This window comes from Roseateles sp. P4_D2 (assembly GCF_056401875.1).
In genome coordinates this window covers 662,053-688,231 of sequence record NZ_JBFUIM010000001.1, presented here as the reverse complement: position 1 = coordinate 688,231, position 26,179 = coordinate 662,053, and the positions used below count along the sequence as shown (strand labels likewise).

Sequence of the window (26,179 nt, the reverse complement as noted above, 5' to 3'; positions counted from 1 at the left end):
GCGCCATTCTTCGCCGCCCATCACCCGCGTCAACAGAGAGTCACCCCGCCCCTAGCTTGGGGGGGCTCAGACGTCAATCTCGACCGTGTCGCCGTGCAGCTCCATCAGCTCGCGGCGCGAGGCGGCCTCGCCCTTGCCCATCAGCTTGTTGAAGGCGTCCACCGTCGCGCCGAAGTCGAGCTGCCCGTATTCCACGCGCGACAGGCGGCGGGTCTCGGGGTTCAGCGTCGTGTCCCACAGTTGCTCGGCGTTCATCTCGCCCAGGCCCTTGAAGCGGCTGATGCTCCACGAGCCTTCCCGCGCGCCCTCCTTGCGCAGCTTGTCCAGCGTCGCGGTCAGCTCGCCGTCGTCCAGCGCATAGAGCTTGGCAGCGGGTTTCTTGCCCCGCGCCGGCGCATCGACGCGGTACAGCGGCGGACGGGCAACGAACACGTGCCCGGTCTCGACCAGCTTGGGGAAATGGCGGAAGAACAACGTCAGCAGCAGCACCTGGATGTGCGAGCCGTCGACGTCGGCGTCCGACAGGATGCAGACCTTGCCGTAGCGCAGGCCGCTCAGGTCCGGCGTGTCGTTGGGGCCGTGCGGGTCCACGCCCAGCGCGACCGAGATGTCGTGGATCTCGTTGTTCTTGAACAGCAGGTCGCGCTCGACCTCCCAGGAGTTCAGCACCTTGCCGCGCAGCGGCAGGATGGCCTGAGTCTCCTTGTCGCGGCCCATCTTGGCGCTGCCGCCGGCAGAGTCGCCCTCGACGAGGAAGACCTCGTTGTGCAGCAGGTCGCGGCTTTCGCAGTCGGTCAGCTTGCCGGGCAGCACGGCCACGCCGGAGCCTTTTCGTTTTTCAACTTTCTGACTGGCGCGTTGCCGAGTTTGTGCCTGCTTGATGACCAGTTCGGCCAGCTTCTTGCCATGGTCGACATGGTGATTGAGCCACAGCTCCAGCGCCGGCTTCACATAGGCCGACACCAGGCGCAGCGCATCGCGCGAGTTCAGCCTCTCCTTGGTCTGGCCCTGGAACTGCGGGTCCAGCACCTTGGCGGACAGCACGAAGCTGGCGCGCGAGAACACGTCGTCAGGCATCAGCTTGACGCCCTTGGGCAGCAGCGAGTGCATCTCGATGAAGCCCTTGACCGCGCCGAACAGGCCGTCCTTCAGGCCCGACTCGTGCGTACCGCCGGCGACCGTCGGGATCAGGTTCACATAGCTCTCGCGCAGTGGTGCGCCGTCCTCGGTAAAGGCCACGCACCAGGCGGCGCCCTCGCCTTCGGCAAAGTTCTCGCTCTCGCCGGCGGTGGCAAAGCCCTCGCCTTCGAACAGCGGGATCAGCGGGTCGCTGTTGAGCGACTGCGCGAGATAGTCGCGCAGGCCGGCCTTGTAGAGCCAGGTGGTCGTCTCGCCGGTCTTCTCGATCTTCAGTGTGACGGTCACGCCGGGCATCAGCACGGCCTTGGAGCGCAGCAAGTGCACCAATTCGTGCTTGGGCAGCTCGGCGCTCTCGAAGTACTTGGCCTCGGGCCAGACGCGCACCGTCGTGCCCTGCTTTCGGTCACCGCTGGCAGCGGGGCGGGTGACGACCTGCTGCTTCACGTCGCCGTGCTCGAAGGCGATGCCAGCCACCTGTTTGTCGCGCCACACGGCCACTTCCAGCCGCTTGGCCAGCGCATTGGTCACCGACACGCCCACGCCGTGCAGGCCGCCGGAGAAGCTGTAGGCGCCGCCCGAGCCCTTGTCGAACTTGCCGCCGGCATGCAGGCGCGTGAAGACGATCTCGACGACGGGCACGCCTTCTTCCGGGTGCAGGCCGAAGGGAATGCCCCGGCCGTCGTCGGCGACTGACACCGAGCCATCGGCATGCAAGGTCACGTCGATGCGCTTGCCAAAACCGCCCAGCGCCTCGTCGGCGGCGTTGTCGATGACTTCCTGGATGCAGTGCAGCGGGTTTTCGGTGCGGGTGTACATGCCCGGCCGCTGCTTGACGGGTTCCAGGCCCTTGAGAACGCGGATGGAAGCTTCGCCATAAGCGGCAGGTGCAGCGGCGGGAGAGGAAGACGGACGGCTCGACATAGGGGCGGGATTCTATGGACGCGCTCGGGCTAGGATTCGCGGCCCCCGAAGAGCGAGTGTTCGAGCTTGAGATTCCTGACTGCCTTTTTGCTGCTGGCCTGTGGACTCGCACAGGCGCAAGGCCCCTCCCAATCGCCCTACCAAGCCAGCGCCCCGCTGTCCTGGGAACTGAAGAACGCGCGCTGGTTCGACGGTCAGAAGATCCAGCGCGGCAGCCTTTACGTCGAAAACGGCGTCTTCGTCGCCAGGAAACCGGCCAAGGTCAACCGCAAGATGGACATCCACGGCCAGCAAGTCCTGATCAACCCGCTGGCCGAGGCGCACAACCACAATCTGCAGACTGCCTGGGGCTGGGGCCAGTACGCGCAGACGTATCTGGACGAAGGCGTGTTCTACGCCGCCATGCTGTGCGGCGACCCGGCCGGCGTCGCCGAGGTCAAGCCGCTGACCGCCACGCCCGCGGCACCGGACGTCGGCTTCGTGACCGCCTGCATCACGTCCAGCGACGGCTACCCGCTGGCGGCCGTGCTGCCCGAACCCAGCGCCGAGGCGGCCGCGGCGCAGAAGCAGATCGTCCTCGTCGACAGCCCCGAGCAGGCGCTGGCCCAATGGCCCGCAATCAAGGCCCGCGGCGGCAACTGGCTGCGCATCGTGCTGGCGCACAGCGAGCGCCCCGAGCTGCGCGGCCGACCGGAGATGTTTGGCCGCCTGGGCCTGACGCCCGAGACCGCCAACGCGCTGACCCGGCTGGCGCGCGCGGACGGCCGCCGCGTCGTCGCCCATGTGGAAACTGCAGCCGACTTTGATGCCGCACTGGCCGCTGGTGTCGACGCCATCGCCCACCTGCCCGGTTATGCCAACACATTGGACGAGGCGCCCGAGCGTTTCGCCATCAGCGAGGCCGCCGCCGCCCAGGCCGCGCGTCAGCACACCGCCGTCATCACGACGACGGCCGCCACCGCTCTCTTCAAGCTCGACGCCGCAACCCTGGCCGCGCTGAGGGACGTGCAGCGCGCCAACCTCGCAAGACTGCAGGCGGCCGGCGTGCAGTTGCTCATCGGCTCCGACGTCTTCGTCGGCACCGGCCGGGCCGAGCTGCACGCGCTGGACGACCTCGGCCTGGACCGTGCGACGCTGTTGCGGCTGGCCACGCGCGACACGCCACTGGCGCTTTTCCCGGGCCGCAAGCTCGGCTGCTTCGACCCCGGCTGCGAGGCCAGCTTCCTGGTGCTGGGCGCCGACCCGCTGACCGACCTGGCCACCATTGACATGCCGCTGTTGCGCGTCAAGCAAGGCAGGCTGCTGACCCGACTGGCCGACGTGGCGGCGGCCAGCTCCCAAGCCAGCACCTCGACCGCCGACCCGCCGAAGAAGGCTGCCGCGAAGAAAAAAGGCGGCAAAGCCAAGACGCCCAGCAAGGCCAAACAGCGCTGATTACAGTCGCCGCATGAACACCCCCCGCCCCGCTTCCACCGGTTTGTCCGTCCAACAGGTGCTGCTGTGCGGTGCCATGATCGTCACGCTGTCGATGGGCATCCGCCACGGCTTCGGCTTCTGGCTGCAGCCCATCATCACGGAGCGCGGCTGGACGCGCGAGACCTTCTCTTTCGCGATGGCCGTGCAGAACCTCTCCTGGGGCATAGCCGGGCCGATTGCCGGCATGCTGGCCGACCGCTTCGGCGCCTGGAAGGTACTGATCGCCGGTGGCCTGACGTATGCCTGCGGCCTGCTGCTGATGGCCGTCACCAGCCACCCACTGAGCTTCACCCTCGGTGCCGGCGTGCTGATCGGCATCGCGCAATCGGGCTCCACCTACGCCGTCATTTACGGCGTGCTGGGCCGCACGGTGTCGCCGGAAAAGCGCTCCTGGGCCTTCGGCGTCGCGGCCGCGGCAGGCTCCTTCGGCCAGTTCGTCATGATCCCCGTCGAGACCTGGCTGATCAGCCATCTCGGCTGGCAGGGCGCCTTGTGGCTGCTGGCCGGCGCGGCCCTGTTGATCGTGCCGCTCGCGCTTGGCGTGCGCGAGCGCAGCGTGGCGGCCTTCAGCGGCGCCCACCAGAGCATTGGCCAGGCGCTGCGCGAAGCCTTCGGCTACCGCAGCTTCCAGCTGCTGATGCTGGGCTACTTCGTCTGCGGCTTCCAGGTCGTCTTCATCGGCGTGCATCTGCCGAGTTACCTGAAGGACCACGGCCTGGGCATCGGCGTGTCCACCGGCGCACTGATGCTGATCGGCCTGTTCAATATCTTCGGCACGTATGCGGCCGGCATGCTGGGCCAGCGCTTTCCCAAACGCTATCTGCTGTCAGCCATTTACGGACTGCGCGCCGTGGCCATCGTGACCTTCATCTCGGTGCCACTGACGCCGCTGAGCGTCTACATCTTCGCCGCGGTCATCGGCTTCCTGTGGCTGTCGACCGTGCCACCGACGAACGCCGTCGTCGCGCAGATCTTCGGCGCCCAGCACCTGTCCATGCTGGGCGGCTTCGTGTTCTTCAGCCACCAGATTGGCAGCTTCCTGGGCGTCTGGCTGGGCGGCAAGCTCTACGACGCGACCGGCAGCTACGACGTCGTCTGGTATCTCGCCATCGGGCTCGGTGTCATGGCCATGCTGGCCAACTTGCCAGTGCGTGAGACGCCCATCCTGAGGGCTCAGCCGGCATGAAGCCCGGCCGCTGGCTCTGGCCGACGCTGGCCGTCGCCGTGCTGGCGCTCACCGTCCTGGCCTACCGCCACCCGGCCGTCATGGTCCAGCTCAGCGAGCAGATCTGGGCCTGCTTCGGATGAGTGGCCGGCCCTCTGCCTGGTTGCAGCGCCTGGCGCCGACGCCGCCCGGTGCGGCCCTGGACGTGGCCTGCGGGTCTGGACGCAACCTGCATTGGCTGGTGGACGCCGGCTGGCAGGTCACGGGCATCGACCGTGACGCGGCCGCCACTGCGCCATTGCAAGACCTGGCCGAGATTATCAACGCCGACATCGAGAACGGCCCCTGGCCGCTGGCGGATCGCGAATTCGACCTGGTCGTCGTCTGCAATTACCTCTGGCGGCCGCTGTTCGATGACATCCGCGCTGCGGTCAGGCCCGGTGGCTGGCTGATCTGGGAAACCTTCGCCGACGGCCAGCAGACCCTCGGCAGGCCCTCCCGGCCCGACTTCCTGCTGCAGCGGGGCGAGTTGCTGCGCGTCTGCGAGGGGTGGCGCATCGTGGCTTACGAAGACCTGTTCGAGGACGGGGCTGATCTCGAAACCTCGCCGCGCTTCGTCCAGCGCGTTGCGGCCATGCGGCCGTCGCCGGCAGCCTAAAATCGCCAGATTCCTTAAGAAATTCCCACCATGAAGCCCATCCTCGGCAGCATCGTCGCCCTCGTCACCCCGATGAACGAGGACGGCAGCATTGACTACCCCGCCCTGCGCCGCCTGATCGACTGGCATGTCGAGTCCGGCACCTCCTGCGTCGGCGTCGTCGGCACGACCGGTGAGTCGCCCACGGTCAGCATGGAAGAGAACCGCGAAATCATTCGCGTCGCGGTCGAGCATGCCAAGGGCCGCATCCCCATCCTGGCTGGCACCGGCGCCAATTCCACCGCCGAAGCCATCGAGCTGAGCCGCTATGCCAAGGAGGTCGGCGCGGACTGCACGCTGTCGGTCGTGCCCTACTACAACAAGCCCTCGCAGGAAGGCATCTACCAGCACTTCAAGGCCATCGCCGAGGCCGTGGACATCCCCATGATGCTCTACAACGTGCCTGGCCGGACTGTTGCCGATATGGCCCCTGAGACGACGCTGCGTTGCGCCGGCCTGCCCGGCGTCTTCGGCGTCAAGGAAGCCTCCGGCAATATTGAGCGCGCGGCCTATCTGATCAAGCACGCCCCGGCGGGCTTCCACGTCTACTCGGGCGACGACGGCACGGCGGTCGCGCTGATGCTGCTCGGCGGCCACGGCAACGTCAGCGTGACGGCCAATGTCGCGCCGGAGTTGATGGCTGAACTTTGCCGCCTGGCCATCGACGGCAACGCCGTCGAGGCGCGCAAGGTCCATTTCAAGCTGCTCGGTCTGCACAAGCAGCTGTTCTGCGAGCCCAGCCCCGGCCCGGCGAAGTGGGCGCTGTCGCGCCTGGGCCGCTGCGGCGGTGCGCTGCGCCTGCCAATCACGCCGCTGACGGCTGCCGGCCAGGCCAGCGTCGGCGAGGCAATGGTTGAAGCCGGACTGCTCTGAGCCTCTGGTCTAATGCGCGGCTGCCCGTTTCAAGCGGGCAACCAGTTCCCTCGGAGATCTCCAGCGTGACGTCCCTTTCCCCGATTTGCTCGCTTCGCCCGTCGGCGACCCGTCTGGCCTGCACGGCCTTTGTCCTGTCCCTCGCCGGCTGCAGCACCATCGACAGCATGTTCTCGACGGACAAGGTCGACTACCGCGCCGCTTCGCGCCAGACCCAGGGTCTGGACGTCCCGCCCGACCTGACCCAGTTGGCCAAGGACAACCGCGCTCAAGTGCAGGGCGGCTCCATCACCGCCTCGGCGTTGTCGGCGGTCAAGCCCGCGAATTCGACCAACGCCCAGTCGCTGGTCTCCGGCAGCGTCGCCGCCAATGCGGTTGGCGATGTTCGCCTCGAGCGCAGCGGCGCCGAGCGCTGGCTGCACACCTCGGCTTCGCCCGAGCAGCTCTGGCCGCAGATCCGCACCTTCTGGCAGGAACGCGGCCTTGAAGTCGTCAAGGAGCAGCCCGAGGTCGGTGTCATGGAGACCAACTGGGGCGAGAACCGCGCCAAGCTGCCGCAGGACTTCATCCGCTCCACCATCGGCAAGGTCTTCGACGGCCTGTACTCCACCGGCGAGCGCGACATGTACCGCACCCGTGTCGAACGAGGCACAAGCGGCACCGACATCTTCATCAGCCACCGCGGCATGCAGGAGATCTACACCTCCCAAGGCCGTGATTCGACCGCCTGGCAGAACCGCCCGGCCGACCCGTATCTCGAAGCCGAGATGCTGTCGCGCCTGATGCTCAAGCTCGGCGGCAAGGAAGACGCTGCCAAGGCCATCGTCGCCGAAGCGGGCTCGCCCGCCGCAGCCACGACGCCGAGCACGATCAAGGTCGGCGGCGACGCCCCACGCGCCCGCCGCCCGCTGTCCGAAGTGCCTGACAGCCTTGCCGTCAATGACGGATTCGACCGCGCCTGGCGCCGTGTCGGCCTGTCGCTGGACCGTCATGGCTTCACCATCGAGGACCGTGACCGCGCTGCTGGCCTCTTCTATCTGCGCTACGCCGACCCCGAGCAGGCTGGCAAGGACGAACCCAACTTCTTCCAGCGCCTGTTCGGCGCCAAGGCTGCCGCGCCGATGCGCTATCGCGTTTCGGTCAAGGCAGACGGTGTCAAGAGCACGGTGCGTGTGCTGGACGACCGCGGTCAGGCCATTTCCGACGACAACGCCAAGCGCATTCTGTCGTTGCTGATGGACGACCTGAAGTAAGACCACCCCTACCGGCTTCGCCGGCCCCTCCAAGGGGCGCTCCAAGCAGCCCGGCAAAGCCGGATCTGCTGGAGCCACTCGGTGAAGATCAGGTTGCCTCGATGAACCGCCCGTTTCCCGCTGCAATGCTCACAGGAGCGTTCGCGTGATGCGCTTTTGCAGCCTCGGCAGCGGCAGCGGAGGCAACTCAACCCTGATTGAGGCCAGCCAGGGCATCACGAGCACGCGGTTGCTCGTCGATGCCGGCTTCAGCGTCCGCGAACTCGTCAAACGCCTCGCCCGCGCCGGCAGCGCGCCCGAGGATGTCGACGCCGTCTTCATCACTCACGAGCACGGCGACCACATCGGTTGCGCACTCGCCTTCGCGATGCGCTACCGCATCCCGCTGGTCATGAGCCGTGGCACCTGGCGGGCGGTTGGCAGCGCGGACTTCGATCCCGCTTTGCTGCGCATCGCCAGGGGCGGCGAGGCCATGGAACTGGGCGATATGGCGTTGCGGCCGTTCACGGTGCCCCATGACGCCAATGAGCCGCTGCAACTGGTGCTGGACGACGGCGCGCTGCGCTTGGGACTGGTCACCGACCTGGGCTGCGCACCAGCAAGCGTGGCCGAAGCGCTGGCTGGCTGCCAGGCGCTGCTGCTGGAATGCAACCACGACGAGGGCATGCTGCGCACCGGGCCATATCACCCGGCGTTGAAAAAGCGCATTCTGGGCAGCCACGGCCATCTGTCGAATGCCGCGGCGGCCGATCTGCTGGCTCGCTGCCTGCATACCGGTTTGAAGACTGTGGCCGCAGCCCATCTCAGCGAACACAACAACACGCCCGAACTGGCGCGCGCCGCGTTGGCCGAAATTCTCGGCGAGGTGGAATCAGATATTCGCATTGCCCATCCAACCCTGGGTTTGGACTGGGTGGTGCTGAACTGAGCCGGGCGGCGCGACCGCATCAGGCAAAGTTTTGTAATCGCGCTCGTAACACCCGCCAAAGCGTCGCGAAAAAGAAAAGAGCCGCCGCTGCTTGCGCAGCGACGGCTCTTTCCGTGGGGACGAAGCGATTACTTCGAAGCAGCGGACGCAGCAGCGTCGACAACAGCGCTGGCAGCAGCCGAGGCAGCTTCGGCAACAGCCGAGGCAGCTTCAGAAGCGGCGGGAGCCGGGGTCACGACCGCGGGGGCCTCAACCTTGGGTTCTTCCTTCTTGCTGCAAGCGGTCAGAGCAGCAGCAGCCAGCAGGGAAGCCAACAGGATCGACTTATTCATACTTGTCCTCAAACGTTTAAACGACGGTGCACACCATAATTTTGGGGTCGTGCGCCAGTGCTTTTTGCACACTAACGGCCGACCCCGACAGAACAAGACGCGGAAAACCTCGAGCGCTTCCCTCGCCTAGCCCGTGATTATAGGGGTTTGCACGTCACAAACACTCAGAGCCCCAAAGTCGTGGGCGCAAATGAGTCGCTGGAGCGTTGTGCGAGGGCATCAAACCATTCCAGGCCACGCAGGCGCTCGGCCGGATCCAGGCTCAATTCGCCGCGCCATAGATGACGATCGAAAAGCCGCAGGCTCAAGGTCGATTCGGCCCCGACAGCCAGCAGCAAGCTCGCCGGCGCTGCTTCGAGTCTGAGTTCCGGCTCGACGGCCCGGGCCGTCACGCAATGCGCGAAGTCACGGCGCCAGCGGACGAAGCGCGGGTGTCTGCGTACCACGTCGTCGTACTGCAGGGCCAGCAGGTGCAACTGGCGGCCGGTGCGGGCCCAGGCGGTCAGGGCGGCCAGGGCCGCCGCTTCGGACAGCGGCCACTCGACGAAGTCTGCATCCCAGGCGTGCAGCTCACGACAAGCCTGTGCGCCCGCCCAGGCCAGGGTTTCGGTGAGCAGGCGCTGGAAATCGGCCCGGCCGGCAAAAGTTTGTGCGTTCATGGCGTCTGTGGCTGAACCCAGCCATCCTCGGTCCATTGGTCCAGCAGCTCGCGCGCGTCGGGAGACAGGCGCGCGACCTCGGCGGCCCCCAGCACCCGGTTGTCGGCCAGGCTGCGCATCAGCGCTGCGTCGCGGCCGCCAGCCCGAAAGCTCTCGCCGTTCAGGAAGACATGGGCAGCGTCGTAGAGCATGCGGCTGCGGCGGTCGAGCACCGCATCGCGGCCCGGCGCCAGGGGTTCGCCGGGCTCGAACCAGACGGTGGCCTTGGGCTCGGTCAGCGCCTCGCCCAGAGCCCGCTCCAGCGCCTGCGGCCGCTGCACGGCGGCTTCGACGGCGCGGCGGGCGAAATCCAGCAAAGCAGGCGGCACCCGGGCAGGCTCGGCGGTGGCCTCCTGGCGTGGGTCGGCGTAGAGCTTGCTGGCGCTGTCGACGTCGTCCAGCAGTCGCGGCAGCAGCTCAGCCGCCAGACCCTCAACGCTCGACGCTCGAAAGCCAACCGAGCCGGTGATGCAGCCGGAGCCGACCGCGACGCCGTCATGCGCCCAGCCTGGCGGCAGGTAGAGCATGTCGCCCGGCTGCAGCACGAATTCCTCTTCGGCCTTGAAATTGGCAATGATCTTCAGAGGCACGTCGTCACGCAGCACGGCATCGCGCTGGGCGGCGATGCGCCAGCGGCGCTGTCCGGCGAGTTGGATCAGGAAGACGTCGTAGGAATCAAAATGCGGACCGACGCCTCCGCCGTCGCTGGCCACGGACAGCATCAGGTCGTCCAGCCGCGCTTCGGGCACAAAGCGAAAAAGGTCGAGCAGCGCGCGCCCTTCCGCCAAATGCTGATCCAGGCCTTGCACCAGCAGGGTCCAACCGGGTTTGCTCATCGCCGGCAGGCGCGCGATGGGGCCTTGCTTGAGCTTCCACTCGCCATCAAAGGCAGTGACGAGGCGGGACTCGACATCGTCGCGCGCCGCCAGCGCGGCCAGCTCCTTCAGCGAAGCCGGCGACGGCGCGGGATTGAAGGCCTGGCGCACGAGCAGCGGCTTCTTCTGCCAGTGCTTGTGCATGAACTGCTCCGGGCTCAGGCCGGCGAGCATCGCTGTGGGTAAGGCAATCTGCATGCCTTATTGTGCCGAGGGTGGTGTGGGAAAATCTCTCCCATGCAAGCGACCCGCCCCTGTGTTGTCTCCCTGCGCTGGAGACTCGAAGATGCCCAAGGCCAGCTCATCGACGAGCTGGCCGAGCCCATGGAATTCCTGCTGGGGGGTGACGACCTGTTTGCCAAGGTCGAGGAAGCGCTGGAGGGCCAGGAGGCCGGCTTCGAGACCAGCCTCGCACTGCAACCCGAGGAGGCCTTCGGCGACTACGACTCCGGTCTCGTCTGCTTCGAAGCCCGCGGGCTGTTCCCGGACGGCGTCGAGCCCGGGCTGCAGATCGAGGGCCTGCCCGAAGGCGCCGCTACCGAAGGCATGCCCGAGGACGTGGTCTACACCGTCACCGAGGTCTACCCTCAGCATGTCGTGCTCGACGGCAATCACCCGCTGGCCGGCATCGGCCTGCGCATGCACCTGACGCTGCTGGACGTGCGCGCGGCCACCGAGCAGGAGGTCGAGGCCGGTTCAGTTGGCGAGCCTATCTTCATGGTGCAGACCGGCGCGCCGCCGGACGAGCAACTGCATTGAGGCCCCTCGACCAGCCTCGCGCCGCTGAACGCGGGCGAGTCTGGTCGGTCCCCCGCGGGGACGGCGATGCTTGCGGCATCGAGCCGCACGCACATCGCCTTGCGGGCCGGCTAGGGAGCGGCCCGGCGCTCGGCCCGAAATACGGTTCAGTGCGCGCGTCTTGGCGCCCTGCTTATGCCTTGCCGGTGGAGCCGAAGCCGCCTGCTCCGCGTTCGGACGAGTCGAAGCTGTCGACGCGACGGAAGGTCGCCTGCACAACCGGCACGATGACCAGTTGGGCGATGCGCTCGAAGGGCTGGATGACGAACTCCGTCTGGCCGCGATTCCAGCAGCTGACCATGAGCTGGCCCTGGTAATCGCTGTCGATCAGACCGACCAGGTTGCCCAGCACGATGCCGTGTTTGTGGCCCAGACCCGAGCGCGGCAGGATGATGGCCGCCAGGCCCGGGTCGGCGATATGGATGGCCAGACCCGTAGGGATCAGCGTCGTCTGGCCGGGAGCGAGCGTGATGGGCTCACTCAGGCAGGCGCGAAGGTCGAGGCCGGCGCTGCCGGGCGTGGCGTAAGCGGGGATCTGCTCGGCCATGCGGGCGTCGAGCACTTGCAAATCAATCGGGGTCATCAGAGTCTTTTGGAAAGTTCGGTCATCAGCTCGCGCGCCAGGCTGAGCTTGTCGGCCCGGGGCAGTTCGCGCTGGCCCTGCTCGTCGATGAGCAGCAGCGCGTTGTCGTCACGGCCGAAGGTGGCGGGGCCGAGGTTGGCGACGATGAGCGGGATGCCCTTGCGGCGGCGCTTGGCGTCGGCGTGTTCTGCGAGCTTCTCGCTTTCGGCGGCGAAGCCGACGCAGAAAGGGGGCATGTGCAGCTTGGCAACCGCGGCGAGGATGTCCGGGTTCTCGGCCATCGCGATGGTCGGCGCGGTCGCACCGCCCTCGGCTTTCTTCAGCTTGTGTTCGTGCGCCTGGGCGGGGCGCCAGTCAGCCACCGCTGCCGTCGCTATGAAAGCATGCTGGTGGGTGGCTAGCGGCAGCACGGCGTCGAACATCTGCTGCGCACTCTGTACGTCGATGCGCTGCACGCCGCGCGGTGTCGCCAGGTGCACTGGGCCCGCCACCAGCGTGACCTCGGCGCCGGCCTCGGCCGCAGCGCGGGCGATGGCGAAACCCATCTTGCCGCTGCTGTGGTTGGTGATGCCGCGCACCGGGTCGATGGGCTCGAAGGTTGGGCCGGCCGTGATCAGCAGCTTCTTGCCCAGCAGCGTCTTGGGCGCGAGGAAGGCCTCGACGTCGTCGAAGATCTCCTGCGCCTCCAGCATGCGGCCATCGCCGATCTCGCCGCAGGCCTGGTCGCCATTGGCCGGGCCGATGACGGTGGCGCCGTCGGCCTTGAGCTGCGCGACATTGCGCTGCGTGGCGGGGTGAGCCCACATCTCTCGGTTCATCGCCGGCACGACCAGCAGCGGGCACTCAGCGATGCGGCGGGCCAGCGCCGTCAGGCTGACGAGATCGTCCGCCCTGCCCTGCGCCAGCGCGGCGATGGCATCGGCACTCGCAGGCGCCACCAACATCACATCGGCCTCGCGGCTGAGGTTGATGTGGGCCATGTTGTTGTCGGGACGCGCATCCCACTGGCTGGTGAAGACCGGCCGGTTCGATAGGGCCTGCATGGTCACCGCGGTGATGAACTGCTCGGCGGCCTCGGTCATCATGACCTGCACCGTCGCGCCGCCCTTCACGAACAGGCGCGTCAGCTCGGCGATCTTGTAGCCGGCGATGCCGCCGGTCATGGCGAGCAGGACGTGCTTGCCTTGCAGTGGTGATGTCATCAACGCTTCCTGAACACCAGATCCCAGACCCCGTGGCCCAGCTTCAGGCCGCGCGCCTCGAACTTGGTGAGGGGTCGGTAGGCGGGCTTGTCAGCATAGCCGGCCGCTGTGTTCAGGAGATGGGGCTCGGCCGTCAGCACTGCAAGCATCTGCTCGGCATAGGGCTGCCAGTCGGTCGCGCAGTGCAGATAGCCGCTTGGCGCGATGTGCTGGATCAACTTGGCAACGAACTCCGGCTGGATCAGCCGCCGCTTGTTGTGACGCTTCTTGTGCCAGGGGTCGGGGAAGAAGATGTGCACGCCGGCCAGCAAGTCGGGGCCGATCATGTCGCGCAGCACCTCCACGGCATCGTGCTGGACGATGCGGATGTTGGTGAGCTGCTTCTCATCGATGAGCTTGAGCAGAGCGCCGACACCCGGCTCATGCACCTCGCAGCCGATGAAGTCATGGTCGGGCAGCGTGCCCGCAATGTCGGCCGTCGCGCCGCCCATGCCGAAGCCGATCTCCAGCACCAGCGGGGCTTTGCGGCCGAAGATGGCTTCAGCGTCCAGGCGCTCGGGCTTGTAGGGCAGGACGAACTTCGGGCCCAGTTCGGCCAGGGCCTTGATCTGACCCGTGCCCATGCGGCCGGCGCGCGTGACGAAACTCTTGATGGCGCGACGCGGCGGGTCCTTCTCTTCCATCAGCCCACCTCAGCCATCACCATGGGCGTGGCGGCGATGTCGGCGTCGCCCAGCGTGCACGCGGCCAGATAGGACGCGATGGCGCGGTCGGCCGCAGCGTCGTCAGCCGCGTGGATCAGTGCGAGCGGTTCGCCGGCGGCGACGCGCGTGCCCAGCGGCTTCACTTCGGAGAAACCGACGCGCATGTCGATGGCATCGCCGGCCTTGCGGCGGCCACCGCCGAGCTCGACGATGGCGACGCCCAGGTCACGCGTCGACATCGTCGTGATGACGCCCGCACGCGGCGCGGCGACGGGCTTCACGACGGGCGCGGCGGTCAGGTAGGCATGGGGCCGCTCCATCAGGTCCGCCGGGCCGCCCAGGGCAACCACCATCTTGGCGAACTTCTCGGCAGCGGCGCCGGAGTCCAGCGCAGCCTGCAGCTTGACGCGAGCGCCAGCGGTGTTGGCAGCCAGGCCGCCCAGCACCAGCATCTCGGCGCACAGCGCCAGCGTCACTTCGTGCAGGCGCGGCTCGCGGGCCTCGCCCTTCAGGTAGCGGATGGTCTCGATCACTTCGAGCGAGTTGCCGACATCGCTGCCCAGGATCTGGTTCATGTCGGTGATCAGCGCACGCGTCTTCAGGCCCGCGCCACCGGCGACCGCGACGATGCTCTCGGCCAGCTCCTTGGCGAACTCGGGCGTGGACGCGAAGGCACCGTTGCCGCACTTGATGTCCATGGCCAGGCCTTCGAGGCCGGCAGCCAGCTTCTTGGACAGGATGCTGGCGGTGATCAGCGGCACGCTCTCGACAGTGGCCGTCACGTCGCGCGTCGCGTAGAAGCGCTTGTCGGCGGGGGCGAGGTCGGCCGTCTGGCCAATGATGGCGCAACCCAGCGAGCGCACGATCTGGTCGAACCCGGCCGGGTCGGGCGTCGTCGTGTAGCCGGGAATGGCCTCCAGCTTGTCGACCGTGCCGCCGGTGTGGCCCAGGCCCCGGCCGGCAATCATCGGCACATAGCCGCCGCAGGCCGCCACCATGGGCGCCAGCATCAGGCTGACCTTGTCGCCCACGCCGCCGCTGCTGTGCTTGTCCAGCACGGGGCCGGGCATGTCGGGCCAGCGCATGACGCGGCCGGAGTTCATCATCGCGCGGGTCAGCAGCACGGCTTCGTCGCGGCCCATGCCCTTGAGGAACACGGCCATGCCGAGGGCGGCCACCTGGCCTTCGCTCCAGGAGTTGTCGACGAGGCCGCGGACGAAATGGTTGATCTGCGCTTCGTTGAGCGCCTGGCCGTCGCGCTTGGCGCGGATGATTTCTTGAGCAAGCATGGTCAGTAGGCCGCGGTGACAGCGGCGGATTGAGCGCCGGAGAGCACGGCTTCGATGTCGGTGAGCAGGCCGCTGGCGCCAAAGCGCAGGCGTTGCGGGTTGAGAGCGGCAGCGCCCAGGGCGGCTTCGGCCTGGGCGATATAGCCCGCGGCGTCGGCCACCGAGCGCACGCCGCCCGAGGCCTTGAAGCCGGCGGCGGACAGGCCGCTCGCGGCGATCTCCTTCAGCATCACGGCCGCCGCGGCCGGCGTGGCGCCGACTGGGGTCTTGCCGGTGCTCGTCTTGACGAAGTCGGCACCGGCCGCCAGCGCCAGGCGCGTGGCCTGGGCGATGCGCTCGGGCGTGGCCAGTTCGCCGGATTCGATGATGACCTTGAGCGTCAGCGGCCGGCTGGCGAAGCGGACCTCGGAAAGAAACTCGCTCACCTCGGTGCTGTCACCGGCAATCAGCGCGCGCCAGGGCAGCACGACGTCGACCTCATCTCCGCCCGCCTGCGCAATCTCCGTGACATCAGCCAGCGCGCGAGCCTGGTCCAAAGCGCCATCGGGAAAGTTTGCAACCGCCGCGACCTTGATGGATGCCGGCAAGGCGGCGCGCGCTTGGGCAACGAAACGCGGCCAGACGCAGACAGCGGCCACGGGGCCATGCGGCGACTGCGCACGGCGGCACAGCGCGTCGATGTCGGCGGCGGTGTCGGCGTCGTTCAGGCTGGTCAGATCCAGGCAGGCCAGCGCCGTACGGGCCGCGGCCTTCAGATCGGCCGTCATAGCGTCAGCTCGGCAAAGCTCGCAATGAGGGCCGCCAGAAAGCTCGCGGCGCGTTCGCCAGAGAGCTGCGCCTGCTTCAGCGTCAGATCATGCGTCAGCGCCTCAGCGGACAGGCCAGCCGCCATGTTGGTCATCAGCGCGATGCCCATCACCTTGAGGCCGGCGTGGCGGGCCAGGATGGTCTCAGGCACGGTGCTCATGCCCACTGCGTCAGCACCCCAGGCCGCAAACATGCGGATCTCGGCGGCCGTCTCGAACTGTGGGCCCAGGGCCCAGCAGTACGTGCCCTCGCCCAGCATCAGGTTCTCGCGCTTGGCCAAGGCGAGCGCGTGCTTGCGCAGGTCGGCGTCGTAGGCATTGACCATGTCGACAAAGCGATGGCTGCCCTGCTCGCCCACCAGCGGGCTGCGCTGCGGTGCGTTGATGTGATCGGCAATCAGCATCAGGCTGCCGGGCGGCATGTGGCCGCGCAGCGAGCCGGAGGCATTGGTCTGCACCAGCAGCTTCACGCCCCAGCGCTTGAGGGTGCGCAACGCGCCCGCCATGCCGGTGCAGTCGCCGCTCTCATAGGTGTGGGCGCGGCCGCGCAGGAAGATGACGCGCTGCTTGCCGATATTGCCGACGACGATCTCGTTGACATGGCCCTCGACCTTGGGCTGCGGGAAGGCCGGCAGCTCGGTATAGGGCAGGTTCTTGGCATCCTGCACATGGCTGACCGCGCCGGCCCAGCCGGAGCCGAGCACGACGGCGACTTCAGGGGCGTCGCCAAACAGGGATTGCAGCTTCTCGACGTTCGCGGAGATGGCGACGTCGAGGGTTTTGTTGTCGATCATGGGAAAACCTCAGATGTGCAAGTGACTGGGCCCGAAGCTGTGGGGCAGCAATTCGGCCAGGGTCCAGCGTTGGCGGATGCCGCCAGGATCGCCGGCAATGACGATGAGCTCTTCGGGAACGGAGAACTCCCGCAGCTTCTGGCGGCAGCCACCGCAGGGGGTGATGACATCGGGGCCGGGGCCGGTCACGAGGACGGCCCGGGCCTGCTTGCCGCCGGCCATGATCATGGCCGTCAGCGCCGAAGGTTCCGCGCACCAGCCCTGGGGGTAGGACGCGTTCTCCATGTTGGCGCCGATGTGGATGCGGCCTTGCTCGTCGAGGATGGCCGCGCCGACCTTGTATTTCGAATACGGCGAATGCGAGAACTCGCGGGCGCGCAGCGATTCGGCGAGCAGGCGGTTCAGCAGGTCCTGGGTCAATTCCATTTCAGCGCTCCTTCACGTAGGGCTTGCCCAGCGCCTTGGGGGCGATGGCAGAACCAATGAAGCCAGCCAACAGCACGACCGTCAAGATATAGGGCAAAGCCTGGATCAGCTGCACGGGTACTTCGCCGATGCCAGGCAACTGCACGCCCTGCATGCGGATCGCCACGGCATCCAGGAAGCCGAACAGCAGGCAGGCCGCCATCGTCGGCAGCGGCTTCCACTTGCCGAAGATCATCGCCGCCAGCGCAATGAAGCCGCGGCCGGCGGTCATGTTGGGCGAGAAGGACGCGTTCTGCGCCAGCGTCAGGTAGGAGCCGGCCAGGCCGCAGAGCACGCCATTCATCAGCAGCGCCTGGTACCGCAGGCCTTGCACGGACATGCCGGCCGCTTCCACCATGGCCGGGTTCTCGCCCACGGCGCGCAGGCGCAGGCCCGGTCGGGTGCGCTCCAGAAAGAACCAGACCGCAGCAACCATCAGGAAGGCGACGTAGACCAGCACGTTGTGGCTCAGCAGGCCGTGGCCGAAGACGGAGGCAAACCAGTTGCCCGGCTGCGGCTCGGCAAAGCCCTTGGCGAGGGCGGTCAGGCGCACGTCGGGCTCGATGGGCGGCGTCTGGCCACCTTGCTGGAACCAAGCGATGCCGAGCACGACGGTAAGGCCGGCGGCAATCATGTTCAGCGCGACGCCGGAGACGACTTGATCGCCACGGTTGGTCACACAGGCAAAGCCATGCAACAGCGAGGCAATACAGGCGACGGCAATGGCGGCCATCACGCCATAGGCCGTCGAATGCGTGACCGAGGCGGCGGCCGCGGCCGCGAAGGCGGCGAACAGCATCTTGCCTTCCAGGCCCAGGTCGACGACGCCGGCGCGCTCGGACAGCACGCCCGCCATCGCGCACAGCAGCAGCGGCGCGCTGACGCGCAACGTGGACGCCAGCACCGAGGCAATCAGGACTTCATCCATCAGCGGCCTCCCTTCACCATGCCGTAGAGGCGCGCAAACAGCGGCGCGCTGACCGTGGCCATCGCGCCCGAGAACAGCACGATCAGGCCCTGCGCCGTGACCACCATCTCGCGGCTGAAGCCTTGCAGCTCGAACGAGACCTCGACGCCGCCCTGGTAGAGCACGCCGAACAGCAGCGAGGCCAGCACGATGCCGACCGGATGGTTGCGGCCCATCAGCGACACGGCGATGCCGGTGAAGCCGGCGCCGGCGACGAAGTCCAGCGTCAGCTTGCCCTGCACGCCCGAAATCTCGTTGATGCCAACCATGCCGGCCAGCGCACCGGAAATCGCCATCGCGATCAGCACCTGGGCGCGCGGGCGGATGCCAGCGTAGTGGGCCGCGCGCGGTGCGCTGCCGACTGAGCGGACCGCGTAGCCGGCGGCGCTCTTCCACAGGAACCAGCCGACGAAGACGCAGGCGATCAGCGCGATGACAAGGCTGAGGTTGAGCGGCGAAGACGGCAGCTCATAGCCCAGCGCGGCGGCCATCTGGTGCAGGGCCGGCATGCGAGCGGATTCGCTGAACTCGGCCGACTCGACGGACATGCTGCCGGCCGGGCGCAGCCAGTTCACTAGCAGATAACCGTTCAGCGCCGCAGCGAGAAAGTTGAACATGATCGTCGTGATGACGATGTGGCTGCCGCGCCAGGCCTGCAGATACGCGGGCAGCGCCGCCCACAGCATGCCGAAGAAGGCCGCGGCGATGACCAGCAGCGGCAGCATGACGACGGCCGGCAGCTTGGCGCCCAGCCACAGCGCAACCAGGGCCACGCCCACGCCGCCCAGCGTCGCCTGGCCCTCGCCGCCGATGTTGAACAGGCCGGCGTGGATGGCGACCGCGACCGCCAGGCCGGTGAAGATGAAGGTCGTCGCGTAGTAGAGCGAGTAGCCCAGGCCGCGCACGCTGCCCAGGGCGCCGTTGAGCAGCACGGTCAGCGCCTGCCAGGGGCTGTGGCCGATGACCAGGACGACCAGCCCGGCCACGACCAGGGCGATGGCCAGGTTCCAAAGCGGCAGCAGGCCGATGTCGATCCAGCGGGGGAGAGTCAAAGGCTGGCTCATGCGGCAGCTCGTTCTTCTTGTGCGGCCATCAGCAGGCCCAAACGTTTTTCGTCGCAGTCTTCAATCGCCAGCTCGCCGGTAATGCGACCGCAGTTCATGACGATCACGCGGTCGGCCAGGGCCAGGATCTCGTCCAGCTCGCTGCTGACCAGCAGCACCGCGCAGCCGGCATCGCGCAGGGCGCGCAGCTGGCCGTGGATGAATTCGATGGCGCCGATGTCGACGCCACGGGTGGGCTGGCCCACCAGCAGCACGGTCGGCTGCTCGCCGATCTCGCGCGCCAGGATGAGCTTTTGCTGGTTGCCGCCGGAAAACTTGGACGAGCCCAGGTTCTCGTCGCGCGGGCGCACGTCGAAGCGTTCTTGCATGGCACGCGTCGCATCGCGCATCGCGGCGTGGTTCATCGCCGCGCCTTTGCGGTATTTGGGCAGATTCTGGTAGCCCAGCACGGCCGACTCCCAGGCTGGGAAGCTCATGACGAGGCCGACGGCGTGGCGATCCTCCGGCACATGCGCCAGGCGCAGCGGACGGGCGCGGGCCGTGTCCAACCAGGCCTCGGGCGTGAAGCTCGCGCCGCCGAGCTCCAGGCGACCACCCTCGGGCGACCGCAGGCCGGACAGAACTTCCAGCAGCTCGCTCTGGCCATTGCCCGACACGCCAGCCACGCCGACGATCTCGCCGGCCTTCAGCGTCAGGCTGACGTCCTTCAGCGCGGGTACGCCGTTGGCGTGCTTGAGGCTCAGGCCGGAGGCTTGCAAGCGCACTTCGCCGGCATGCACTTCCATGCCTTCAGGGCGACCCAGCGTGACCTTGCGGCCCACCATGGACTCGGCCAGCGACTCCTCGCTCCACTCGGAGATAGCACGCGTCTCGACCACCTGCCCCGCCCGCATCACCGTGACGGCGCTGCACAGGCTCATGACTTCCCGCAGCTTGTGCGTGATGAGGATCAGCGTCGTGCCGCGCTCCTTCAAGCGGCGCAGCGTGACGAAAAGCTGGTCGGTCTCCTGCGGCGTCAGCACGGCCGTCGGCTCGTCCAGGATCAGGATCTTGGCGCCGCGGTACAGCGCCTTCAGGATTTCCAGGCGTTGCAGCTCGCCCACGGGCAGGTCGGCCACGACGGCGTCGAGCTGCACGGTCAGGCCGGTCTCCTGCATCAACGCCTGCAGCTTCTTGCGCACCTCGGCCTTGGCCGGCGCCAGGAAGAAGCGCCCTTCGGCGCCCAGCATGATGTTTTCCAGGCAGGTCAGCGTGTCGACCAGCATGAAGTGCTGGTGCACCATGCCGATACCCAGGGCAATGGCCTGCTGGGAATTGGCGATGTGGACCTGCTGGCCGTTGACCTCGATATGGCCTGAATCGGCGTGGTAGTAGCCATACAGGATGGCCATCAGCGTGCTCTTGCCCGCGCCGTTCTCGCCCACGAGGCCATGCACGCTGCCCGCGGCGATGTCGAAGGACACCTCGCGGTTGGCCTGGACCGCGCCAAAGCGCTTGGAAATCGCCCGGAGGCGGACGGCGGGCGTCATCGCGCCGCTCAGAACTTACAAGCGTTGTCCGCCATGTAGTCGGCCACCTTCACCTTGCCGGCAATGATGTCGGCCTTGATGGCTTCGACCTTGGCCTTCAGCGGTGGCGTGATGAGCTTGGCGTTGTTGTCGTCCAGCGCATAGTCGACGCCGCCTTCCTTCAGGCCCAGCACGCTGACGCCGGGCTTCCAGGCCTTCAGCACGTTGTAGACGGCCACGTCCACATGCTTGACCATGGAGGTCAGCATGGTGCCGGGCTGGATGTGGTTCTGGTTGCTGTCCACGCCGATGGCGAGCTTGCCGGCGTCCTTGGCAGCTTGATATACACCGACGCCTGTGCCGCCGGCGGCGGCGAAGACGACGTCCGAGCCCTTGGCGAACTGGCTCTTGGCCAATTCACCGCCGCGGGTCGGGTCGTTCCAGGCGGTCGATGTGGTGCCCGTCATGTTGGCGAACACCTCGATCTTGGGGTTCGTCGCCTTGGCGCCCTGCTCGTAGCCGCACTGGAACTTGCGAATCAGCGGGATGTCCATGCCGCCGACGAAGCCGACCTTGTTGGTCTTGGTGACCAGGGCCGCCATGGCGCCGACGAGGTAGCTGCCCTCGTGCTCCTTGAACAGCAGCGACTGCACATTGGGCAGGTCGACCTTGGCGTCGATGATGGCGAACTGGGTCTTGGGGAAGTCCTTGGCCACCTGCTGCAGGGCCGACGCCTGGGCGAAGCCGATGCTGATGATGGGGCTGGCACCCCGCTCGGCCATGCGGCGGATGGCCTGCACGCGCTGGGTGTCGTTGCTGATCTCGAACTCGAGATAGGTCTTGCCGGTTTCCTTCTTCCACTGCTCGGCGCCCTGGTAGCCGGCCTGGTTGAAGGATTTGTCGAACTTGCCGCCCATGTCGAAGATCACCGCGGGCTGCTGGGCCTGGGCCATGGCCGATGCGACCAGCAGGGTCAAGGCAGCAAGACGGGGCAGAGAGGTCGTCATGGGCATGGGGTGAGCAAGGCGGAAGGGGCGCATTGTAGAAAACATCCCTCAAGTTTTACTGGATAGGAAAATACCGATTCACGCGAATCAATGGGCCCGGCTGTGGCGCAGCCGCCGGTGAGCCGCACGGGCATGGGGCAGCCAGCCGAGTGTCGCCCAACGCCGCCACATCAAAAGGCCGCGAATCCATTCATCAGCGGCATAAGCAATCCACACGCCAACCAGGCCCCACCCCAGGTAAACCCCGAGAAACCAGCTGCCGCCCGCTAGCACGATGGCCATGGAGGCCGAGCCCACCATCACCGGGTAGCGCGCATCGCCGGCGGCCCGCAGCGCGTTGATGACGACGAGGTTGAAGCTGCGCCCAGGCTCGACGAGCACCGTCCACCACAGCAGCGTGCAACCCAGCGCAATGATGGCCGGGTCGGAGGTGAAGCGGGTCAGCAGCCAGGGCCCTGCCAGCGCAAAGGCCGTCGAGACGACCAGCGCCAGCGCAATGCCCAGCGCCAGGGAACGCCGCACCAGCCGGTCAGCCCGACGCAACTTGCCCGCGCCGATCATGTGGCCGACCATGATCTCCACCGCAAAGCTGATGGCCAGGCTGAACATCAGGATCACGTGCAGGAACTGCGTCGTATAGGCGTGCGTGGCCAGCGCATGGGCGCCAAGCTGGGCCACGGCGGCCAGGCTGGTCATGAAGGCCAGGCGCCAGGAGATGTTCTCCGCCGCGCCGGGGATGCCGATGTGCAGCACCGTTCTCAACGGCGCACGCACCAGCCGCCACCAGTCGGCCGCGCGCAGCCGCAGGTTCAAGCGCGTGCGCCACAGCAAGATATGCAGCATCAGGCCCATGCCGCGCCCGCAGGTGCAGGCCAGTGCATAGCCCACCAGGCCCAGGCGCGGCATGGCCAGCAGGGCCACCACCAGCGTGACGACCTGGATGAGCACGACGACGGCCAGCGCCTCGCGGCTGCGCAGGTGCGAACGCATGACGCTGGACATGTTGGCGTTCCAGGCGTCCAGCAGCAGGGCCGGCGCCAGCGCCTGCAGCAGCGTCTTGGCCAGCGGCGCCACCTCGGGCGGTGCATTCACCAGCGTCAGCAGCGGGCCGGCCGCGAGCAGCGCCACCACAGCCCCGCCCACGCCCAGCCAGGTGCTGGCGCCGACCACGGCGCGGGCCACCGCATCGGCCTGGTCGCGCCGGCCGGCACCCAGGGCCTGGGTGACAGCCACGCTGACACCGGCACCGATGACACGGAACAATACAAAGACCGCGGCGAACACCTGGTTGGCCAGGCCGAAGGCGGCGCCGCTGTTGTCGGACAGCCGGGCGGCCAGGCCGGTGCCGATGATGCCGATGCCGATGCCCAGCAGCAGCTCCAGCAGCATCGGCCAGGTCAGCGCAAACAGACGGGGGCGAGCGGACAAGGCGGTCATTACCGGGTCTTAACGACGGGATTCACACAAGTCACGACAAGCTCGCCAGAATGGTTAGGGTCTATTGACCTGTGAATCGTCCCCGCGCTGGGGTGGCCAAGGGTGCAGAGCTAGGCGCAGTCCGCCGCCCAGGCTGGCCGCCTGGGCAAGGGCTGCAACAACGCGCTGCGCCCTTGGCCACCCCAGCCCGAAGGGTGAGGTCCCGCTCAGGGCCAACTCGTTGTTGCAAGTGCTCGCCGGGTCACCAACCCGACTGCGCCTTGCGCCTAGATTTGGCCCTGAGCGGGACCTCACGCGGGGACGACTCACAGGCCAATAGACCCCAGTCATCCTATAGGAGTAACCATGCCGAAACCCGCGGCCCACGCGTTTGCAAACACCCAGGCCAAGTTCAAGCTCGCCGCAGGCAAGTCTGGGCAGTTTTTCTCCCTGCCCAAGCTGGCCGAGGCCTACCCGAACGTGGCGCGCATGCCGATCTCGATGCGCATCGTGCTGGAGAGCGTGCTGCGCAACTGCGACGGCAAGAAGGTGACGGCCGAGCATGTCGAGCAACTGGCCAACTGGAAGCCCAACGCGGCCCGCGTCGATGAGATCCCTTTCGTCGTCGCCCGCGTGGTGCTGCAGGACTTCACCGGCGTGCCCTTGCTAGCCGACCTGGCCGCCATGCGCAACGTGGCCGCCGCGATGGGCAAGAACCCCAAGGCCATCGAACCGCTGGTGCCGGTGGACCTCGTCGTCGACCACTCGGTCATGATCGACTACTACGGCACCAAGAAGGCGCTCGACCTGAACATGAAGCTGGAGTTCGAGCGCAACCGCGAGCGCTACGAGTTCATGAAGTGGGGCATGCAGGCCTTCGACACCTTCGGCGTCGTACCGCCCGGCTTCGGCATCGTCCACCAGGTCAACCTCGAGTACCTGGCGCGCGGCGTGCACAAGGGCAAGGACGGCGTCTTCTACCCGGACAGCCTCGTCGGCACCGACAGCCACACGACCATGATCAACGGCATCGGCGTCGTCGGCTGGGGCGTGGGCGGCATCGAGGCCGAGGCCGGCATGCTGGGACAGCCGGTCTACTTCCTGACGCCTGACGTGGTCGGCTTCGAGCTGACGGGCCAACTGCGCGAGGGCGTGACGGCCACCGACCTGGTGCTCACCGTCACCGAGATCTTGCGCAAGCACAAGGTCGTCGGCAAGTTCGTCGAGTTCTTCGGCGAAGGCACCCGCACGCTGGCCCTGCCCGACCGCGCGACGATTGCCAACATGGCGCCCGAGTACGGCGCCACCATGGGCTTCTTCCCGGTCGACGAGAAGACCGTCGACTACTTCAAGGGCACGGGCCGCACCGCCGCCGAGATCGAGGCCTTCGAGGCCTATTGGCGGGCTCAAGGCATGTTCGGCGTGCCCAAGGCGGGCGACATCGACTTCACCTCGGTGGTCTCGCTGGACCTGGGCACCGTGGCGCCCAGCCTGGCCGGCCCCAAGCGCCCGCAGGACCGCATCGAGATCACGAATCTCGCCTCCACCTTCGCGCAGCTCTTCAGCAAGCCCACCGCCGAGAACGGTTTCAACCAGCCCGCGGACAAGCTGGCGCAGAACTTCGTCACCGAATCGGGCCTGCCGGTGAAGAACGGCGACGTGCTGATCGCTGCCATCACCTCCTGCACCAACACCAGCAACCCCAGCGTGCTGCTGGCCGCCGGCCTGCTGGCCAAGAAGGCGGTGGAAGCCGGCCTCACGGTCGCCCCGCACATCAAGACGTCCCTCGCGCCCGGCTCGCGCATCGTCACCGAGTACCTGGAGAAGGCCGGACTGCTGCCCTATCTGGAAAAGCTCGGCTTCAACGTCGCCGCCTATGGCTGCACGACCTGCATCGGCAACGCCGGCGACCTGACGCCCGAGCTGAACAAGCTCATCCAGGACAACGACCTCGTCTGTGCGGCCGTGCTGTCGGGCAACCGCAACTTCGAGGCCCGCATCCACCCCAACCTCAAGGCCAACTTCCTGGCCAGCCCGCCGCTGGTCGTGGCCTATGCCATCGCTGGTACCGTGACCCGCGACCTGATGACGCAGCCCGTGGGCTACAACAGCAAGGGCCATCCCGTCTTCCTGGGCGACATCTGGCCCAGCAGCGACGAGATCTACGCGCTGATGAAGCATGCGATGGACCCCGTTGCCTTCAAGGCCAACTACGACCAGGTCGCCACCAAGCCCGGCAAGCTGTGGGACGCCATCAAGGGCGTCAAGGGCCAGGTCTACAACTGGCCCAAGAGCACCTACATCGCCCAGCCGCCCTTCTTCGAGGGTTTCACGATGGTCCCACCGGCGCTGGTGTCGGGCGTCAAGGGCGCCAAGGTCATGGCGCTGTTCGGCGATTCGATCACCACCGACCACATCAGCCCGGCCGGCTCCTTCAAGGAGACGACGCCGGCCGGCCAGTTCCTGACGGCCAACGGCGTGGCCAAGGCCGACTTCAATTCCTACGGCGCGCGCCGCGGCAACCATGACGTGATGATGCGCGGCACCTTCGCCAATGTGCGCGTGAAGAACCTGATGCTGCCCGCCCGGCCCGACGGCTCGCGCGAGGAAGGCGGCTACACGCTGAAGGGCGGCCAGCAGACCACCATCTACGACGCCGCCATGGCCTATATCCAGGAAGGCACGCCCACCGTCATCTTCGCGGGCGAGGAATACGGCACCGGGTCGAGTCGAGATTGGGCCGCGAAGGGAACTCAACTGCTGGGCATCAAGGCCGTCATCGCCAAAAGCTTCGAGCGCATCCACCGCAGCAACCTGATCGGCATGGGTGTGCTGCCGCTGCAGTTCAAGGCCGGCACGAGCTGGGAGTCGCTGGGCCTGACAGGCGCGGAGACGATAGACATCGGCCTGGCCGAGGTGATCAAGCCGCAAGGCGACGCGGCGATGACGATCACCTACGCCGACGGATCGGTCAGGCAGGTACCGCTGACGCTGCGCATCGACACGGCCATCGAGGTGGACTACTACTACCACGGCGGCATCCTGCCGTTCGTGTTGAGACAGTTGCTCGCGGCCTGAGACCTCTCGCCCAAGGAGTACCTTGGTCGGTCTCCCGAGGAGACGGCGATGCTTGCCGGATTGACCGGCAAGCACATCGCCCAACGCGGGCCGGCTAGGGAGCGGCCCGGCGCTCGACCCGCAAGTCCTCCCCCTGTCTA

At 67.2% G+C, this 26,179-nt stretch carries 25 protein-coding genes; 9 read left to right on the top strand and 16 right to left on the bottom strand.

Going from position 1 to position 26,179, the window contains the following annotated elements:
* Window positions 1–66: 66 nt before the first annotated feature.
* Complete coding sequence (locus AC1DW0_RS03175; RefSeq protein ID WP_056196131.1) at window positions 67–2,061, bottom strand: DNA topoisomerase IV subunit B; 1,995 nt, start codon at window positions 2,059–2,061, stop codon at window positions 67–69.
* Window positions 2,062–2,127: 66 nt separating this feature from the next.
* Between AC1DW0_RS03175 and AC1DW0_RS03170 the strand changes: the two genes are divergently transcribed.
* The 7 genes from AC1DW0_RS03170 to AC1DW0_RS03140 all read left to right on the top strand — a co-directional run bounded on the left by AC1DW0_RS03170 (window position 2,128) and on the right by AC1DW0_RS03140 (window position 8,453).
* Window positions 2,128–3,495, top strand: a complete 1,368-nt coding sequence (locus tag AC1DW0_RS03170; RefSeq protein ID WP_477944906.1) for an amidohydrolase family protein — start codon at window positions 2,128–2,130, stop codon at window positions 3,493–3,495.
* A gap of 13 nt (window positions 3,496–3,508) precedes the next feature.
* Window positions 3,509–4,723: an MFS transporter gene (locus tag AC1DW0_RS03165; RefSeq protein WP_056196125.1), complete on the top strand. Its 1,215-nt coding sequence runs from the start codon at window positions 3,509–3,511 to the stop codon at window positions 4,721–4,723.
* Window positions 4,720–4,845, top strand: a complete 126-nt coding sequence (locus AC1DW0_RS03160) for a hypothetical protein (protein WP_268795250.1) — start codon at window positions 4,720–4,722, stop codon at window positions 4,843–4,845. Before AC1DW0_RS03165 ends, AC1DW0_RS03160 begins: the two co-directional genes overlap by 4 nt.
* On the top strand, window positions 4,842–5,360 hold the full coding sequence (locus AC1DW0_RS03155; protein ID WP_056196122.1) for a class I SAM-dependent methyltransferase: 519 nt from the start codon (window positions 4,842–4,844) through the stop codon (window positions 5,358–5,360). Before AC1DW0_RS03160 ends, AC1DW0_RS03155 begins: the two co-directional genes overlap by 4 nt.
* Window positions 5,361–5,390: 30 nt before the next feature.
* Window positions 5,391–6,272: a 4-hydroxy-tetrahydrodipicolinate synthase gene (dapA, locus tag AC1DW0_RS03150; RefSeq protein ID WP_477944905.1), complete on the top strand. Its 882-nt coding sequence runs from the start codon at window positions 5,391–5,393 to the stop codon at window positions 6,270–6,272.
* Between the two features lie 65 nt (window positions 6,273–6,337).
* On the top strand, window positions 6,338–7,525 hold the full coding sequence (gene bamC, locus AC1DW0_RS03145; protein ID WP_235531938.1) for an outer membrane protein assembly factor BamC: 1,188 nt from the start codon (window positions 6,338–6,340) through the stop codon (window positions 7,523–7,525).
* Between the two features lie 148 nt (window positions 7,526–7,673).
* Window positions 7,674–8,453 (top strand): MBL fold metallo-hydrolase, encoded by a 780-nt coding sequence (locus tag AC1DW0_RS03140; protein WP_457354916.1) that lies wholly within the window; start codon window positions 7,674–7,676, stop codon window positions 8,451–8,453.
* Window positions 8,454–8,581: 128 nt separating this feature from the next.
* On the opposite strand, the gene AC1DW0_RS03135 is transcribed toward AC1DW0_RS03140, so the two are convergent.
* The 3 genes from AC1DW0_RS03135 to AC1DW0_RS03125 form a co-directional block, all read right to left on the bottom strand.
* Entirely contained in the window at window positions 8,582–8,785 is a 204-nt protein-coding gene (locus tag AC1DW0_RS03135; RefSeq protein ID WP_082532587.1) for a hypothetical protein, read from the bottom strand.
* Window positions 8,786–8,949: 164 nt separating this feature from the next.
* Window positions 8,950–9,444, bottom strand: coding sequence for a hypothetical protein (locus AC1DW0_RS03130; protein WP_457354917.1), 495 nt, complete (start codon window positions 9,442–9,444; stop codon window positions 8,950–8,952).
* Window positions 9,441–10,556 (bottom strand): JmjC domain-containing protein, encoded by a 1,116-nt coding sequence (locus AC1DW0_RS03125; protein WP_457325208.1) that lies wholly within the window; start codon window positions 10,554–10,556, stop codon window positions 9,441–9,443. The genes AC1DW0_RS03130 and AC1DW0_RS03125 overlap by 4 nt, the downstream gene beginning before the upstream one ends.
* Window positions 10,557–10,595: 39 nt before the next feature.
* On the opposite strand from AC1DW0_RS03125, the gene AC1DW0_RS03120 reads away from it, so the two are divergent.
* Window positions 10,596–11,117, top strand: coding sequence for an FKBP-type peptidyl-prolyl cis-trans isomerase (locus tag AC1DW0_RS03120; protein ID WP_457354919.1), 522 nt, complete (start codon window positions 10,596–10,598; stop codon window positions 11,115–11,117).
* A gap of 172 nt (window positions 11,118–11,289) precedes the next feature.
* On the opposite strand, the gene dut is transcribed toward AC1DW0_RS03120, so the two are convergent.
* The 12 genes from dut to AC1DW0_RS03060 all read right to left on the bottom strand — a co-directional run bounded on the left by dut (window position 11,290) and on the right by AC1DW0_RS03060 (window position 22,982).
* Window positions 11,290–11,739, bottom strand: coding sequence for a dUTP diphosphatase (dut, locus tag AC1DW0_RS03115; protein ID WP_056196106.1), 450 nt, complete (start codon window positions 11,737–11,739; stop codon window positions 11,290–11,292).
* On the bottom strand, window positions 11,739–12,941 hold the full coding sequence (gene coaBC, locus AC1DW0_RS03110; protein ID WP_477944904.1) for a bifunctional phosphopantothenoylcysteine decarboxylase/phosphopantothenate--cysteine ligase CoaBC: 1,203 nt from the start codon (window positions 12,939–12,941) through the stop codon (window positions 11,739–11,741). Before coaBC ends, dut begins: the two co-directional genes overlap by 1 nt.
* Window positions 12,941–13,624, bottom strand: coding sequence for a tRNA (guanosine(46)-N7)-methyltransferase TrmB (trmB, locus tag AC1DW0_RS03105; RefSeq protein WP_477944903.1), 684 nt, complete (start codon window positions 13,622–13,624; stop codon window positions 12,941–12,943). The genes coaBC and trmB overlap by 1 nt, the downstream gene beginning before the upstream one ends.
* Window positions 13,624–14,934, bottom strand: a complete 1,311-nt coding sequence (deoA, locus tag AC1DW0_RS03100; RefSeq protein WP_477944902.1) for a thymidine phosphorylase — start codon at window positions 14,932–14,934, stop codon at window positions 13,624–13,626. Before deoA ends, trmB begins: the two co-directional genes overlap by 1 nt.
* Window positions 14,935–14,936: 2 nt before the next feature.
* Window positions 14,937–15,701 (bottom strand): deoxyribose-phosphate aldolase, encoded by a 765-nt coding sequence (gene deoC, locus AC1DW0_RS03095; protein WP_056196095.1) that lies wholly within the window; start codon window positions 15,699–15,701, stop codon window positions 14,937–14,939.
* Window positions 15,698–16,534: a purine-nucleoside phosphorylase gene (locus AC1DW0_RS03090; RefSeq protein ID WP_457354927.1), complete on the bottom strand. Its 837-nt coding sequence runs from the start codon at window positions 16,532–16,534 to the stop codon at window positions 15,698–15,700. The genes deoC and AC1DW0_RS03090 overlap by 4 nt, the downstream gene beginning before the upstream one ends.
* 9 nt (window positions 16,535–16,543) lie before the next feature.
* Window positions 16,544–16,960, bottom strand: a complete 417-nt coding sequence (gene cdd / locus AC1DW0_RS03085) for a cytidine deaminase (RefSeq protein ID WP_157281421.1) — start codon at window positions 16,958–16,960, stop codon at window positions 16,544–16,546.
* Window position 16,961: 1 nt separating this feature from the next.
* Entirely contained in the window at window positions 16,962–17,927 is a 966-nt protein-coding gene (locus AC1DW0_RS03080) for an ABC transporter permease (RefSeq protein ID WP_457354929.1), read from the bottom strand.
* A complete protein-coding gene (locus AC1DW0_RS03075; RefSeq protein WP_457354931.1) occupies window positions 17,927–19,030 on the bottom strand; it encodes an ABC transporter permease in 1,104 nt (367 codons plus the stop codon). The genes AC1DW0_RS03080 and AC1DW0_RS03075 overlap by 1 nt, the downstream gene beginning before the upstream one ends.
* Entirely contained in the window at window positions 19,027–20,559 is a 1,533-nt protein-coding gene (locus tag AC1DW0_RS03070; protein WP_477944901.1) for an ABC transporter ATP-binding protein, read from the bottom strand. Before AC1DW0_RS03070 ends, AC1DW0_RS03075 begins: the two co-directional genes overlap by 4 nt.
* Window positions 20,560–20,567: 8 nt before the next feature.
* Complete coding sequence (locus AC1DW0_RS03065; RefSeq protein ID WP_056196083.1) at window positions 20,568–21,551, bottom strand: BMP family lipoprotein; 984 nt, start codon at window positions 21,549–21,551, stop codon at window positions 20,568–20,570.
* Window positions 21,552–21,632: 81 nt separating this feature from the next.
* Window positions 21,633–22,982, bottom strand: coding sequence for an MATE family efflux transporter (locus tag AC1DW0_RS03060; RefSeq protein WP_457447021.1), 1,350 nt, complete (start codon window positions 22,980–22,982; stop codon window positions 21,633–21,635).
* A gap of 345 nt (window positions 22,983–23,327) precedes the next feature.
* Here AC1DW0_RS03060 and acnA point away from each other — a divergent pair, with 345 nt between their 5' ends.
* Window positions 23,328–26,039 (top strand): aconitate hydratase AcnA, encoded by a 2,712-nt coding sequence (acnA, locus tag AC1DW0_RS03055; RefSeq protein WP_477944900.1) that lies wholly within the window; start codon window positions 23,328–23,330, stop codon window positions 26,037–26,039.
* Window positions 26,040–26,179: the final 140 nt, after the last annotated feature.

What these genes read in the sequence shown, in the direction of transcription:
- deoC (WP_056196095.1), bottom strand. Translation starts at nt 15,701, where the DNA reads ATGACGGCCGATCTGAAGGCCGCGGCCCGTACGGCGCTGGCCTGCCTG.
- AC1DW0_RS03065 (WP_056196083.1), bottom strand. Translation starts at nt 21,551, where the DNA reads ATGCCCATGACGACCTCTCTGCCCCGTCTTGCTGCCTTGACCCTGCTG.
- trmB (WP_477944903.1), bottom strand. Translation starts at nt 13,624, where the DNA reads ATGGAAGAGAAGGACCCGCCGCGTCGCGCCATCAAGAGTTTCGTCACG.
- AC1DW0_RS03160 (WP_268795250.1), top strand. Translation starts at nt 4,720, where the DNA reads ATGAAGCCCGGCCGCTGGCTCTGGCCGACGCTGGCCGTCGCCGTGCTG.
- AC1DW0_RS03120 (WP_457354919.1), top strand. Translation starts at nt 10,596, where the DNA reads ATGCAAGCGACCCGCCCCTGTGTTGTCTCCCTGCGCTGGAGACTCGAA.
- dapA (WP_477944905.1), top strand. Translation starts at nt 5,391, where the DNA reads ATGAAGCCCATCCTCGGCAGCATCGTCGCCCTCGTCACCCCGATGAAC.
- acnA (WP_477944900.1), top strand. Translation starts at nt 23,328, where the DNA reads ATGCCGAAACCCGCGGCCCACGCGTTTGCAAACACCCAGGCCAAGTTC.
- AC1DW0_RS03060 (WP_457447021.1), bottom strand. Translation starts at nt 22,982, where the DNA reads ATGACCGCCTTGTCCGCTCGCCCCCGTCTGTTTGCGCTGACCTGGCCG.
- AC1DW0_RS03130 (WP_457354917.1), bottom strand. Translation starts at nt 9,444, where the DNA reads ATGAACGCACAAACTTTTGCCGGCCGGGCCGATTTCCAGCGCCTGCTC.
- cdd (WP_157281421.1), bottom strand. Translation starts at nt 16,960, where the DNA reads ATGGAATTGACCCAGGACCTGCTGAACCGCCTGCTCGCCGAATCGCTG.
- coaBC (WP_477944904.1), bottom strand. Translation starts at nt 12,941, where the DNA reads ATGACATCACCACTGCAAGGCAAGCACGTCCTGCTCGCCATGACCGGC.
- AC1DW0_RS03135 (WP_082532587.1), bottom strand. Translation starts at nt 8,785, where the DNA reads ATGAATAAGTCGATCCTGTTGGCTTCCCTGCTGGCTGCTGCTGCTCTG.
- AC1DW0_RS03175 (WP_056196131.1), bottom strand. Translation starts at nt 2,061, where the DNA reads ATGTCGAGCCGTCCGTCTTCCTCTCCCGCCGCTGCACCTGCCGCTTAT.
- dut (WP_056196106.1), bottom strand. Translation starts at nt 11,739, where the DNA reads ATGACCCCGATTGATTTGCAAGTGCTCGACGCCCGCATGGCCGAGCAG.
- deoA (WP_477944902.1), bottom strand. Translation starts at nt 14,934, where the DNA reads ATGCTTGCTCAAGAAATCATCCGCGCCAAGCGCGACGGCCAGGCGCTC.
- AC1DW0_RS03140 (WP_457354916.1), top strand. Translation starts at nt 7,674, where the DNA reads ATGCGCTTTTGCAGCCTCGGCAGCGGCAGCGGAGGCAACTCAACCCTG.
- AC1DW0_RS03125 (WP_457325208.1), bottom strand. Translation starts at nt 10,556, where the DNA reads ATGCAGATTGCCTTACCCACAGCGATGCTCGCCGGCCTGAGCCCGGAG.
- AC1DW0_RS03090 (WP_457354927.1), bottom strand. Translation starts at nt 16,534, where the DNA reads ATGATCGACAACAAAACCCTCGACGTCGCCATCTCCGCGAACGTCGAG.
- AC1DW0_RS03155 (WP_056196122.1), top strand. Translation starts at nt 4,842, where the DNA reads ATGAGTGGCCGGCCCTCTGCCTGGTTGCAGCGCCTGGCGCCGACGCCG.
- AC1DW0_RS03165 (WP_056196125.1), top strand. Translation starts at nt 3,509, where the DNA reads ATGAACACCCCCCGCCCCGCTTCCACCGGTTTGTCCGTCCAACAGGTG.
- AC1DW0_RS03070 (WP_477944901.1), bottom strand. Translation starts at nt 20,559, where the DNA reads ATGACGCCCGCCGTCCGCCTCCGGGCGATTTCCAAGCGCTTTGGCGCG.
- AC1DW0_RS03075 (WP_457354931.1), bottom strand. Translation starts at nt 19,030, where the DNA reads ATGAGCCAGCCTTTGACTCTCCCCCGCTGGATCGACATCGGCCTGCTG.
- AC1DW0_RS03080 (WP_457354929.1), bottom strand. Translation starts at nt 17,927, where the DNA reads ATGGATGAAGTCCTGATTGCCTCGGTGCTGGCGTCCACGTTGCGCGTC.